Source organism: Pseudomonas sp. 2VD, from assembly GCF_005503585.1.
In the GTDB taxonomy this organism is placed as follows: Bacteria; Pseudomonadota; Gammaproteobacteria; order Pseudomonadales; family Pseudomonadaceae; genus Pseudomonas; species Pseudomonas aeruginosa.
Genome location: NZ_SCND01000159.1, coordinates 1 through 12,807, shown reverse-complemented (window position 1 = coordinate 12,807; position 12,807 = coordinate 1). Strand labels below are relative to the sequence as shown.

Below are 12,807 nucleotides of genomic sequence, written 5' to 3'. Positions count from 1 at the left end.
GAGCAGGCCGGCCTGCAGGGGATCGTCGCGGCGGGGCAGGGCTTGCGCGGCGACCGCCGGCAGGCCGTGCAGGGTCACCGCGGTGCCGCGTCCGACCCGCGAGCGCAGCGTCACCTCGATCCCGGTCAACTGCCCCAGGCGGCGGACGATGGACAGCCCCAGGCCGATTCCCTCGACGTCGCGGTCGCGCGTCTCGCGTACCCGGTAGAACTCCTCGAACACCCGCGGCAGGTGTTCCTCTGCGATCCCCCGGCCCTGGTCGTAGATGGCTACGGCCAGGCCGTCGCCTCGCCGCCGCACGCCGATCAGCAGCGGGCGCTCGGCGGCGTACTTGAGGCTGTTGGAGAGCAGGTTCTGCAGCATGGTCGACAGCAGCCCCGGATCGGTTCGCGTCCACAGGCGGCAAGGGCGCAGGCGCAGTTCCACCCCGGCCCAGCGGGCCGCCTCGGCGTTGCGCCGGACCAGGTCGCGCAGCAACTCGCCCAGGTGGACGTTCTCCTGCTTGGGCTGGAGCCGGCCGTTGTCGAGGGTGTAGAGATCGAGGATGGAGCGGAACAGTTGCGAGACGTTGAGCAGCGAGCGGTCGATGTTGTCCACCAGGCGCCGTTCCTCGTCGCCCAGGCGGGCGTCGCGCAGGCAGGCGGTGAACAGGCCGATGGAGTGGATCGGCTGGCGCAGGTCGTGGCTGGCCTGGGCCAGCAGGCGCGATTTCTCCTGGTTCGCCTGCAACGCTTCCTCGGTGGCCTTGCGCGTGCGCTCCAGCAGGAGGTGCGCGTAGAAGGGAATGACGGTGCTGGTGGTCATCAGCATCAGCACCATGAACGGCTGTGCCTGCCAGGCCGGGGTCAGTCGATAGATAACCAGTAGCGCGAGCAGCGCCAGGGCAGTGGCGATGGCCAGGTAGCGCGAGCCGTAGCGCATGCCGTTGCCCAGGTTGATCCAGACCATCACCGCGTACAGCGGCAGCGCTGCCTCGCCGCCCACGATCAGGCCGAACGAGGTGCCGGCGTAGTCGTGCAGCATGCAGAAGATCCGCCGCGCCGGGTAGTGCCCCGGCCAGCGCACGATGGCCTGGCGCAGCAGTATGGAGGCGATCAGGAACAGGCCGTAGTAGGCAACGATCGGCAGGTAGGTCTCGACCTTCAGGCCGGGCAGCAGGCCGATCAGCACCACGTAGAGGATCGCGCAGGTGGCCACGATCAGTCGCAGGTTGGCCTGGTCCAGCTCGGTATTCTTCTCGAACTTCATGTGCACCTCCGTGTGCATGGGAGCGCCGCGCGCCTTTTCCTCTGTTTCGCCCCCTTCGTCACGAAGACGGACGAAGGGTGGGCGCGGCGGTAGCGGGCTAAGGTAGCATGCGCGGCGGAAACTGCGACTCCTGGAGACTACAAGAATGACTGGCCGCATCATCGTCGCCGATGATCATCCGCTGTTTCGCGAGGGCATGCTGAGTATCCTCCAGCGCCTGCTGCCCGAGGCCAGGATCGAGGAGGCCGGCGATCTCGCCGGGGTCCTGCGCCTGGCTGGTGAAGGCGAGCAGCCCGATTCGCTGATCCTCGACCTGCGTTTCCCCGGCCTGACCCGCATCGAGATGCTCGCCGACCTGCGCCGCCGGTTCCCGCGCACCACCCTGATCGTCGTCTCGATGGTCGACGACCCGCAGCTCATCGGCGAAGTGATGAATGCAGGGGCCGACGGCTTCCTCGGCAAGAGCATCGCGCCCGAGGAACTCGGCCAGGCGATTCTGGCCATCCGCGCCGGGGAAGTGCTGGTGCGCTACGAACCCTCCGGCCTCCTGCCGCTGCAGCCCAGCCCGCGCCTGGAGGGGCTCACCGAGCGCCAACTGGATGTCCTGCGCCTGCTGGCCCAAGGCAAGAGCAACAAGGAGATCGGCCGCGCCCTGGACATCTCCCACTACACGGTGCGCATCCATGTGTCGTCGCTGCTGCGGGCGCTGGACGTGCCGTCGCGGACCGCGGCGGCGGTGAAGTACCGGGCGGCTCTGGGGCATGGCGACGGGGAGTAGCGGCAGCGATGGGCCCGGCGCAGATCAGACGTCGTGCGCCTTGTCCTGCCGCCGGCATGGGGCCTTGGTCCTAACAGGCCAAGACCATGCGGCTCGGCACGTTCAGTAGCGCTGCGAGTATGGCTTGACAGTCGCTTGACTGCCTGAGTGAGACGGCAGCAGGTCCCGACAGAACCACTTCTGGTCAGACAGCGTTTTCAGAATTTTCTGCGCATACGTTCGAAGGGCGACTTGCTAGAGTCCTCGCTCCATGCCCGCGCAGCTGCATTTTTATAAGTGCGCTGTCCAGCTTAAGGAAAAGCAAAATGTTCGCGCCAGCCAATAGTGCGCACTTTGCGCTATCGATCCCCTCCGTACGCAACGACTTCAAGGTACTGGCTTTCGATGGCACCGAAGCCATCAGCACCCTGTATGCCGTCCGTATCGAATTGCTCAGCGAGAACCCCGATTTCGACCTGGAGGGTTTGCTCGGTCAACCGGCATTTCTCCAGTTCGGCCTGAGCGGCGAAGGGATCCATGGGCATATCGAAGACGTGTACGTGGGCGAAGCCGGTAGGCGCCTGGCGCGCTATCACCTGACCCTGGTGCCGGTATTGCACTACCTGCAGTTCAGCTTCAACCAGCGCATTTTCCAGCACCTGACAGTACCGCAGATCATCGCACAGGTGCTGGCAGGCCATGGTATCCAGCCTGATGTCTACGTCTTCAATGTCCACTCCAGCCCGGAACGCGAATACTGCACCCAGTACGGTGAAAGCGATTTCGATTTCATCCAGCGGCTGTGTGCCGAGGACGGCATCGCTTGGCACCACCAGCATTCAGCGGATAATCACCTGCTGGTGTTCACCGAGGACCAGGCCTGGTTCCCCGTGCTGGGATGCACGCCATACCGCCAGGATACTGGAACGGTCGCCGATCATCCGGTGGTCAATCGGTTTTCCCAGCGTTTCAGTTCCCGCACCAGCAAGGTAACTCGCCGCGACTACGACCTGCAGCGGCCAAGCCTGTTGCTGGAAAGCCAGTTCACCGCGGAGTTCGAGCCGGCCCTCGAGGACTATCGTTATCCTTCGCCGATCACCACGCTGGAGCGTGGACAGGTGTTGGCCAGACAGGCTCTGGAACGGCATCGTGTCGATTACCAGTTGGCCGAAGGCCAGAGCGATCAGCCGACGTTGCGCAGCGGTCACTTCTTCAAGCTGACCGAGCATCCGCGCAAGACATGCAACGAACTGTGGTTGTTGCTGAGCGTCACGCACTCTGGTCGGCAACCCCAGTCACTCGAAGAGTCCGTGACCGGGGATAGCCAGGCAGAAGACCGCTTCACCCAGGGTTATCGCAATACCTTCACCGCCATTCCATGGGATGTGTTTTTCCGGCCGCCGCTGCTGCCGCGCCGGCCCCTGCCGGGGTGCCAGACCGCTCGGGTCACCGGTCCGGCCGGCGAGGAGATCTTCTGTGATGAATACGGGCGGGTGAAGGTCGAGCTGCATTGGGACAGACGGGAACTGGGAAGCGACAAAAGCAGTTGCTGGCTGCGGGTTGCTTCCAGTTGGGCAGGCGAGCGTTTCGGCGCGGTGACCATTCCGCGCATTGGCATGGAAGTGGTGGTGAGCTTCCTCGAAGGCAACCCGGACCGCCCGTTGATTACCGGTGTCGTGCCGAACAAGACCACGCCTGTGCCCTACGCGCTGCCGGCGAACAAAAGCAGAACCGTATTGCGTAGCCGAAGTACGCCGAACAGCGGCGGTTACAACGAACTTTCGATCGAAGACCGGGCAGGCCAGGAAAAGATCTTCCTGCGCGCGCAGCGCGATATCGAGCAACTGATCCTCAACGACAGTCACACCAGCATCGGCAATGACCGTCACGAACGGATAAGCCGGGACAGCCGCAGCCTGGTCGAAAACGACCGCTTTGAGCAGGTGAACATGAACAGTTCCAGCCTGATCAAGGGCGATGAGCTGCATACCACCCAGGGTGAGCGCCACACCCGGATCGGCGGCAACGAACTGCTTTCCATCAGCGGCGCCGGCAGCATCGCCGTGGACGGCACCTGGGTCGTGCAAGCCGGATCACAGGCCCGCGTCACCGCCACCAATGTGCTGGTCGATGCCGGCGTGAACCTGACACTCAAGGCCGGTGGACAGCATATCGTCATCAACTCCGCGGGGATTTTCAGCAGCGTGCCGATCGTGCAGGGCGGAGCCCCCATGGCCGGCATCGCACCGCAGCAGGCACTCCAGGCTCTGGCCGAAGCAGCACAGACCGTCGTCGCCAATTCGCTGCCTCTCGTGGCTGCCGCCAGGCAACGCGCCGCGGACTTCTGCCCGCTCTGCGAAATCTGTCGCGATGGACTGTGCCGTGTTGGAGGTGCCGCATGACCACGGCCGAACAATGGCTGCAGAAACAAGGCGAGCTGGGCCGATACCTGTACCTGGTACTGGACTCCGATGGCCAGATCGACGAGCGCGATGCCTTGCTCGAAGGGCGCGAACCCCATCAGTACGGCAATCTGTATAGCGGTACGCCCGCCAGTTCGCTGGCGGCGATAGGTCCCTACCTGTTCCGGCTCGATGCGCTGGACCATCCGGTCATTCAGGCGTTGCTCAAGTCGCCCGAACGTCATTGGGGCTGGCTGGCCAGCAGCGTGAGCAGTGATCTGGAGTCGCTGGCCCGGCATTGGCGCACTCGCCTGGTAACGGGCGAGCGGCCGAACCAGGCGCTTTATCGCTTTCACGACAGTCGCGTGCTGGGTCGCGCCCTGGCACACCTGCAGCCGGAGCAGCGCCCGGCGTTCCTGGGACCGATCTCCAGCGCGTGCTACTGGCTGGCCGGGCGATGGCTCCATGCCGACAACCCCGCCCCTGGCGACCATCCCGTGCCGGCCGAACCGGCGTGGCTCGTTGTCCCCACGGCTTCGGAGACGGCGGCAGGTATTCAGTTCGACAACGCCTGGCGCTACCTGATCGCCGAGTGGACGGAGCCGTTTGCGGAATTGGCCGGGCAGCGGGATGCCGACGCCTGGCTTCGGGCGCAGTTGGAACTGGCCCGCACATGGGGCTGGCGGGCGCCTGAACAGATCCGCTTTCTACTGCTTCAACGCCTGCTCGCATCGGATGACGCCCTGCCCAGGTCCTGGTCACCCCTGCCTGACGAAACCCCCACGACGCATTTCGAGCGTGTGTATCAGGAGGTGCGGTTCTGGCAAGGAGACGCCCCCGTATGAACCGCACCCTTAAAAACATGACCCTTGCCAGTTGCCTTGTGCTGGCACAGGGCTGCACTGCCCTGGGCAAGTCCAACAGTTTTACCGTTACGGCGGACCTGCCGCCTGAGTTCACTTATGAAGCCACGGCAACTTATGTGCCGGCCAAAGGTGAAACCTGCACGGTGCCGGGGGGAAAGGATACGCAAATTGGCTACAACTCGGGGCGGGAAAAATATGAACGGGATTCGAAGATATTGTTACGCCGTACGGTCAGTGGCTGCCCCTTGGTACTGCAGAATATCTATTTTTATGTATATGGTTGGTATGGCAAGGATTGGGGGGATTTCGGACGAGACTCAGCAATGATTGCCGTGCGCGAAAAGCTGGTCGAAGTGAAAAAGGGTACTTTTAATGCCGCCGGGGAAAGTGAGTTCTCCGGGCAGTGCCAGTTTCTATTCCGCACGGTAGGAAAATTGCGCCGTATCGTAAAAATCCTCGATTGCAAAAGGATGGATGAGACGGGCGTACGGCGCAAAGCGAAACCTTTCGTGGCTTACACCCTGGATCAACTGCCCGGCAAGACGGTGAAGTTGAGGATCAAGTTGGCTGATGAAGAGCGCCCCTATATGAAGGATACCTGGGTCAAGGTTCCTGGTGGGTGGAAACGCTGCTTGGGTGATAATTTTGAAGATCAATACGCATTTTGCTATGGAAACTATAAGGACTTCAGCTCCTTCAGAATGCCGGATGGACGCAACTGCACCCTCTATCCCGGTTGTACGGAAAACAAGGTGGTGACCCCATGACTCTTGGGCCGATGGAGGAATGGGAAAAGCCATTCTTCGCTGAGCGTATCCATACCTGCCCGCTGCGCTCGCACTCCAGCAACTTTCAACCCGTGGACGAATAACGTCCAAGACTGCAGTTATTGGCAAGGAGACGCCTCCAGATGAACCGCACCCTTAAAAACATGACCCTTGCCAGTTGCCTTGCGCTGGCCCAGGGCTGTACTGCCCTGGGCACGTCCAACAGTTTTACCGTTACGGCGGACCTGCCACCTGAGTTCACTTACGAAGCCACGGCAACTTATGTGCCGGCCAAAGGTGAAACCTGCACGGTGCCGGGGGGGAAGGATACCCAAATTGGCTACAACTCGGGGCGGGAAAAATATGAACGGGATTCGAAGATATTGTTACGCCGTACGGTCAGTGGCTGCCCCTTGGTACTGCAGAACATCTATTTTTATGTATACGGTTGGTATGGCAAGGACTGGGGGGATTTCGGGCGAGACTCAGCAATGATTGCCGTGCGCGAAAAGCTGGTCGAAGTGAAGAAGGGTACTTTTAATGCCGCCGGGGAAAGTGAATTCTCCGGGCAGTGCCAGTTTCTATTCCGCACGGTAGGCAAATTGCGCCGTATCGTAAAAATCCTCGATTGCAAAAGGATGGATGAGACGGGTGTACGGCGCAAAGCGAAACCTTTCGTGGCCTACACCCTGGATCAACTGCCCGGCAAGACGGTGAGGTTGAGGATCAAGCTGGCTGACGAAGAGAGGCCGGGGTGGGGCGACACTTGGGTTAAAGTGCCCGGTGGTTGGAAGCGCTGCATGGGCAAGAGTTTTGACGATCAAAGAGCCTATTGCAACGGCAACTACAAGGATTTCAGCACCTTCAGAATGCCGGATGGGCGCAACTGTATCATCTACCCCGGCTGTACGGAAAACAAGGCGGTGACCCCATGACCCCTGGGCCGATGGAGGAGTGGGAAAAGCCGTTCTTCAGCGAACGTATCCATGCCTGCCCGCGACGCACCCACTCGACCAGTTTTCAACTGGTGGATGAGCGGGGGGATGGTAGGCCCTATGCCGGCCTGGCCTATGAAGTCAGCGATTCTGAGGAGGTTGTCTACCTTGGCATTCTGGACGAAACAGGGACTGGGAATATCAATCGGCACTATTGCGGGCCGGTGCTGCTCAAGCTTGATAAGAGTTACCAAGGAGGAGATGAGCCTTATAAGGACTTGAGGAATAGACCACATTACCCGCTCCCCATCACTGAACTGCAAGTGCGTGCCGAGAAGACCCGCTTTGTCAACCCTGACGGCGCCCGCACCCGGTCCAACCCCGCCCAAGGCCAGGCCGATTCTTTCTGCCAGGTCGAGGTGAGCGAACTGGTGGAGCACCGGGCCCATCTTCCGCCCCTGGCGCCCCGGTTCTTTCCGCCTCGGCACCAAGTGCATGCGCTGATGCGCCGTCCCTCGGCCGCCATGGCAGAGTTGGGATTTGCTCCCAGGCCTCCCCGGATTCGCGGTATCGCGCTGTTGCCGAACCGGCACCATGTGCTGGAGGTGCGCCCCTTGCGGGCGCTGAGTCCGCTCCTGTCCACGGGCGAAGCGTTCTGCTACCTCAACCTGTACCAGTTGGCGCTGATGTCGACCCTGAGCTATAGCCCGTTTGGCCAGGAACCCGATACGCAACCGGTGGAAACCGACAGTGTGAGCTTTCCGGCGCAACCCAGCGTCGGCAACTGGTTCGGCGATGCCCTGGCCAGGTCCGATGAGCTGTGGCAAGTGGACGCAACTCAGGCCGGCGGGAAGACTTACTACCCCCTGTATGAAGACGTGGCCTACTCCAGGCGCCTGGAGGTCGTACCGTTCGACCCCGAGCTATACCCCGAAGTGAACAGCCCCGAGCTTGGGGTGGATCAGGAACATCCGTCCAGGCTCCATTACCTGGACGATGCCAAAAAACGGGATGGTACCGATACGCAAGCCTATATCACCCATAACAATGAGTTGATCCTGCTGGTGGTACGCGGCACCGCGAGTATGGCTGACGTTCTGCGCGATGTGGATGCTGCGCAGACGCCGTTCGAGGAAACCAGCGGCAAGGTACACAACGGGTTTTACGAGTCGGCCAAGGTGGCCATCAAGTTCGTTACAACCTACCTGGATAAGTTCTACAGCGGGCAGAAGCTGGTGATCACCGGCCACAGCCTCGGTGGCGCAGTTGCACTGCTGATCGCCGAGATGTTACGCCACAGGAGCGGTTTCACTTATGACATCGTGCTCTACACCTACGGCAGCCCGCGCGTAGGCGACAAGACCTTCGTGGAAAACGCCAGGCCTCTGGTACATCACCGCATGGTCAACCAGAACGATCCGGTACCCAGTGTCCCGGCGGCTTGGATGAAAACGTCCTGGCGCATGTCGGGGGCGGGCGTCCTGCTGATGCTCTTCAACCCAGCCATCGGAGGGGCGGTGATGCTCCTGAGTCCCGTCAACATCGTCGGCGAGCCTTACACGCACCACGGCAAACTGCGTCATTTCATGCCCGTGTCGTTTGCCGATGGCCACAAGTCCGCGATCCTGTGGACGCCCGGCTGCGAAAGCATTACCGAGCGCGGCGGCGCAGCGGTTTGCGCCAAGGCACTGGCTGCAAGGAATGGCTTGCCGGAGCGAGGCGGGCTGCTGCGGCAGATGCTGGATAATGCCGATCACAAGATGGTCGCCAGCTACATTCCGCATTGCTGGGCTTCCTTGCGCCGTGCACAAGAGGCCCTGGAGGAAGGCCGCACCGTGGTGACTCCGACCGAGTACGAGCGGGTCGGGGAAGCGCTGCAGGACTTCAAGGCGCAGTTGCGGGAAAAGGAGGCGGCGGCCTACGGTTCTACCAGGGAACAACAGATGATGGGGCCATTGCGCGCTGAAATCGGCAGGTTGCAACAGACCGCTGTGCGACTGAAAGCATTGAGTGTCGAACGTGTCAGCGAGGCCAAGGTCTACGGCCGGGTTGCCGAGCGGCCCGAGGCGCTGGCGGTGAGCCTGGAGCGCTGGCTGGCGCACTCGTTCAATCGCTCGCATGAACAACTCGCGATGGCCCCGCCGGATGCCGACAGCAATGAGCGCGCGATCGCTACCCTGGTAGGCGGCCATGCCCCTGGAGCGGTGTTCGATCTGGACATCGATACGCTTGGATAGAGCGGAGTCAAACAAACCCTATCGAGGGCTCTATCCATATCCGCCTCCCCTCGGCTTTTTGCCTGGGACCTGTTCCAAGCCACATGGGCAGGCGCGCGTCGTAGCGACGTTCGCGCAATACCGACACGTGCTGGCGACGCCCGTCTTTCAGGGCATCGGTTTGAAGCGCGGTGAAGATGCGCAACAGGCGTGGCTTGTGGGTCATCTCCAGGCCGAGGACCATCGGACAGGCTAGCCGCTCGGCCGCCATCTGCCGTTGGGAGAAATGGCTGGCTGGGCACGGCTTGCCGCGTGGGAGCGGCTCTGAGGCGATGGCGGGTGCGCCGAGGCGCCGGGGCTGTTTTAATGGCGCTCTCTCCATGGCCAAGGAAACGGACACATGCGTAGCCCGCTTGCCACGATCGCCTGCGCCTGCCTGCTGCTCGGCGGCTGCTCCAAGTCCGCCGAGGACAGCGCCAACCCGTTGCTGGGCAAGGATGCCGAGTGCCTCGAACTGTTCGCCCGCAGCAATGCGCTGTACTGCGACATCCGCGAGGACGAACGCGAATCCCAGGCGAAGGGTACGCCGCGCCGGCACACCGACTACGAGGTAGCCGATGCCGCCTACCTGCTCAAGGCCACCGGGGAGCGCTGCGCGATCGATACGACCTATGTCACGGAGTGTTCGGCGAAGGCCGGGCAGTGGCTGCAGAAGGCCCGCGCCAAGGCGGTGAAGCCCTAGTCGCAGCGCCCGCGCTCAGCGCAGGCGCGTCGCCAACTCCGCCAGTTCGCCGCGCAGCCAGAGGCTGCCGGCTTCGTCGTCGGCCTGGCGCGACCAGTAGAGATTCAGAGTCACCGCTGGCAGGGCCAGCGGCATCGGCAGCAGGCGGTTGCCCAGGCCGCGGTTGATCAGTTCGGCGTAGCCTCGGGTCAGGGTCAGCAGGTAGCCGCCCTGGGCCACCAGCAACGCCGCCGACAGGTAGTGCTGGCAGCGCTGGCGCACCTGGCGGGTCAGGCCGAGGTGGCCGAGGGCCAGGTCTTCGATGCAGATGCCGCGTCGCCGCGAGGTCACCGCGACATGGTCTGCCGCCAGGTACTCCTCCGCACTCAGTTCGCCGGCGAAGCCCGGCCCGGCCATCACGCACAGGCTATCGTCGAGCAGGTGCTGGCGGCGCAGGGCGGCGTCGGTGGGCCGGGCGATCTCGATGGCGAGGTCGATGCGTCCGGCGCCCAGTTCCGCCTTCAGGTCCGCCCAGTGCAGGCTGTTGCAGCGTATCTCGATGCGCGGCGCGGCCTGGCGCAGGTGGTCGAGGATCGCCGGGAGCACCAGCGGCTCCAGTTGCTCCGGCATGTTCAACTGGAAGGTCCGCGCGTCGCGCCGAGGGTCGAATGTCTGGCAGCGATTCATGCTGCGGTGCAGGCCGGCGAGGGCGTCATGGATGCCCGGCGCCAGTCGCTCGGCCAGCGGCGTCGGCGCAACCCCGCGCCCCTGGCGGACGAACAGCGGGTCGCCGAGCTGGTCGCGCAGGCGCGCCAGGGCGTGGCTGACGGCCGACTGGCTGAGATGCAGGAGGCCCGCCGCGCGGGTCAGGTTGCGTTCTCGATAGACCACTTCGAAGACCCGGAACAGGTTCAGATCGAAACGGCTGAGGGGCGACCATTCATGTGGCTGATTCATGTTTGCGCGCGCCTGTCTGGGGAAGGCGCCAGCCTAGCAGGCATGCTCGCCGATAGAACCATGCATAGGCTTCATGGATGTCGATGAATAAGCCTCAGTTCTGCCGCTTCCTTCGGCTGCCTAAGATGCCTGCGACGATGACCAACGCGCCGCCGGGCCAGCTCCTTTCGCCGGCCGCCTGACCCGCTCCCCGGAGAACCTGCCGTGACCGCTCCCTTCAACGCCTTGCTGATCGCCAACCGCGGCGAGATCGCCATTCGCATCGCTCGCGCCTGCGCCGACCTGGGTATCCGCTCGGTGGCGGTGTTCGCCGAGGACGATGCCGCTTCCCTGCACGTGCGCAAGGCCGATGTCGCGCTGCCGCTGGCCGGCCGTGGCGTGGCGGCCTATCTCGACATGGATCGGCTGGTCGCGCTGGCCCTGGAGCAGGGCTGCGAGGCGATCCATCCGGGCTACGGTTTCCTCGCCGAGAACGGCGAATTCGCCCGGCGCTGCCAGCGCGCGGGCATCCACTTCGTCGGGCCGCAAGCGGAAGTGCTCGACCTGTTCGGCGACAAGGCTGCCGCGCGTGCCCTGGCCGAGCGCCTGGAGGTGCCGCTGGTGGCCGGGATCAACCGTGCGGTCAGCGTCGAAGAGGCCGAGGCGTTCCTGGAAGGGCTGGGCGATGGCGCCGCGGTGATGCTCAAGGCCCTTGCCGGCGGCGGCGGACGTGGCATGCGTGCAGTGGAGGAGGTCGCGCAACTGGCCGATGCCTACCGCCGCTGCCGTGCCGAGGCGCAGGCGGCGTTCGGCCGGGACGAGTTATACGTCGAGCAACGGGTAGCGCGGGCGCGGCACATCGAGGTGCAGGTGCTCGGCGACGGCAGCGGTGCGGTCAGCCACCTCTGGGAGCGCGATTGCAGCCTGCAACGGCGCCAGCAGAAGCTACTGGAGATCGCGCCCAGCCCGGACCTGCCGGAGGCCACTCGCGAGGCGCTGATCGATTGCGCCCTGCGCATGGCCGGCGCGGTGCGCTATCGGGGGATCGGTACCTTCGAGTTCCTGGTCGACGAGGAGCGCCCCGGGCGCTTCTATTTCATGGAAGCCAATCCGCGCATCCAGGTGGAGCACACCGTCACCGAGGAAGTCACCGGGGTCGACCTGCTGCACGCCCAGTTGCGTCTCGCCGCCGGCATGGAGCTTGCCGCCCTCGGCCTGGAGCGACCGCCGGCGATCGGCGGCTGCGCGGTGCAACTGCGGATCAACCTGGAGACCCTGGCGGCCGACGGCAGCGCCCGTCCGGCGGTGGGCACTATCGGCGCCTACGAACCGCCCAGCGGTCCCGGCCTGCGGGTGGACGGCTACGGCTATGCCGGCTATCGGGTCAGCCCCAGCTACGATTCGCTGCTGGCCAAGCTGGTCGTGCGCGGCGCGGATTATCCCGCCGCGTTGCGCCGGGCCTACCGGGCGCTCTGCGAATTCCGCCTGGAGGGCGTGGCGAGCAACCTGGACCTGCTGCGCAACCTTCTGCTGCATCCGGCGGTACAGGCCAACCGGGTCGACACCCGCTTCGTCGAAAGCCACCTGGAGACACTGCTGGCGCCTATCCCGGCGAGCCATCCGCGGCTCCGCGCCGAGTGCCCGCTCGCCGAGGACGCCGCGCCTGCGCGGATCGAGGCGCCACTCGGCAGCCTGCCGCTGTCGGCGCCGAGCAGCGGGGTGCTGGTGGCCCTGGAAGTGGCCGAGGGCGAACGGGTGCGTGCCGGCCAGCGGGTCGCGATCCTGGAAGCGATGAAGATGGAGTTCGAGGTCAAGGCACCCGGCGGGGGGATCGTCCGGCGGCTCGCGGCGAGCCTCGGGGAGCCTCTGGAGGAGGGCGCGACGCTGCTGTTCCTTGAACCGACGGAGGATGACGACGAGCAGGCACCGACCGAACAGGCGCTGGACCTGGCGCATATC

10 protein-coding genes are annotated in these 12,807 nt (G+C 63.9%); 8 read left to right on the top strand and 2 right to left on the bottom strand.

The annotated features are described in order from the left end of the window. On the bottom strand, positions 1-1,248 hold a 1,248-nt coding region (locus FFS27_RS17925; protein WP_137952122.1), incomplete at its 3' end, for a two-component system sensor histidine kinase. Between the two features lie 145 nt (positions 1,249-1,393). Here FFS27_RS17925 and FFS27_RS17920 point away from each other — a divergent pair. The 7 genes from FFS27_RS17920 to FFS27_RS17885 all read left to right on the top strand — a co-directional run bounded on the left by FFS27_RS17920 (position 1,394) and on the right by FFS27_RS17885 (position 9,933). Next, positions 1,394-2,026, top strand: a complete 633-nt coding sequence (locus FFS27_RS17920) for a response regulator (RefSeq protein ID WP_009876145.1) — start codon at positions 1,394-1,396, stop codon at positions 2,024-2,026. A gap of 305 nt (positions 2,027-2,331) precedes the next feature. Beyond that, positions 2,332-4,407, top strand: coding sequence for a type VI secretion system Vgr family protein (locus FFS27_RS17915; RefSeq protein WP_003449649.1), 2,076 nt, complete (start codon positions 2,332-2,334; stop codon positions 4,405-4,407). Continuing rightward, on the top strand, positions 4,404-5,252 hold the full coding sequence (locus tag FFS27_RS17910) for a DUF4123 domain-containing protein (protein ID WP_003449652.1): 849 nt from the start codon (positions 4,404-4,406) through the stop codon (positions 5,250-5,252). The genes FFS27_RS17915 and FFS27_RS17910 overlap by 4 nt, the downstream gene beginning before the upstream one ends. Further along, entirely contained in the window at positions 5,249-6,040 is a 792-nt protein-coding gene (locus FFS27_RS17905; protein WP_021264514.1) for a hypothetical protein, read from the top strand. Before FFS27_RS17910 ends, FFS27_RS17905 begins: the two co-directional genes overlap by 4 nt. Positions 6,041-6,183: 143 nt before the next feature. Beyond that, complete coding sequence (locus tag FFS27_RS17900; protein WP_021264515.1) at positions 6,184-6,975, top strand: hypothetical protein; 792 nt, start codon at positions 6,184-6,186, stop codon at positions 6,973-6,975. Next, positions 6,972-9,212 (top strand): lipase family protein, encoded by a 2,241-nt coding sequence (locus FFS27_RS17895; protein WP_021264516.1) that lies wholly within the window; start codon positions 6,972-6,974, stop codon positions 9,210-9,212. Before FFS27_RS17900 ends, FFS27_RS17895 begins: the two co-directional genes overlap by 4 nt. 379 nt (positions 9,213-9,591) lie before the next feature. After that, positions 9,592-9,933, top strand: a complete 342-nt coding sequence (locus FFS27_RS17885; RefSeq protein ID WP_003449667.1) for a hypothetical protein — start codon at positions 9,592-9,594, stop codon at positions 9,931-9,933. Between the two features lie 15 nt (positions 9,934-9,948). Here the strand turns inward: FFS27_RS17885 and FFS27_RS17880 are convergent, their stop codons facing one another. Continuing rightward, positions 9,949-10,869: a LysR family transcriptional regulator gene (locus FFS27_RS17880; protein ID WP_003122963.1), complete on the bottom strand. Its 921-nt coding sequence runs from the start codon at positions 10,867-10,869 to the stop codon at positions 9,949-9,951. 204 nt (positions 10,870-11,073) lie between these two features. On the opposite strand from FFS27_RS17880, the gene FFS27_RS17875 reads away from it, so the two are divergent. Further along, on the top strand, positions 11,074-12,807 hold a 1,734-nt coding region (locus FFS27_RS17875), incomplete at its 3' end, for an ATP-binding protein (protein WP_272483168.1).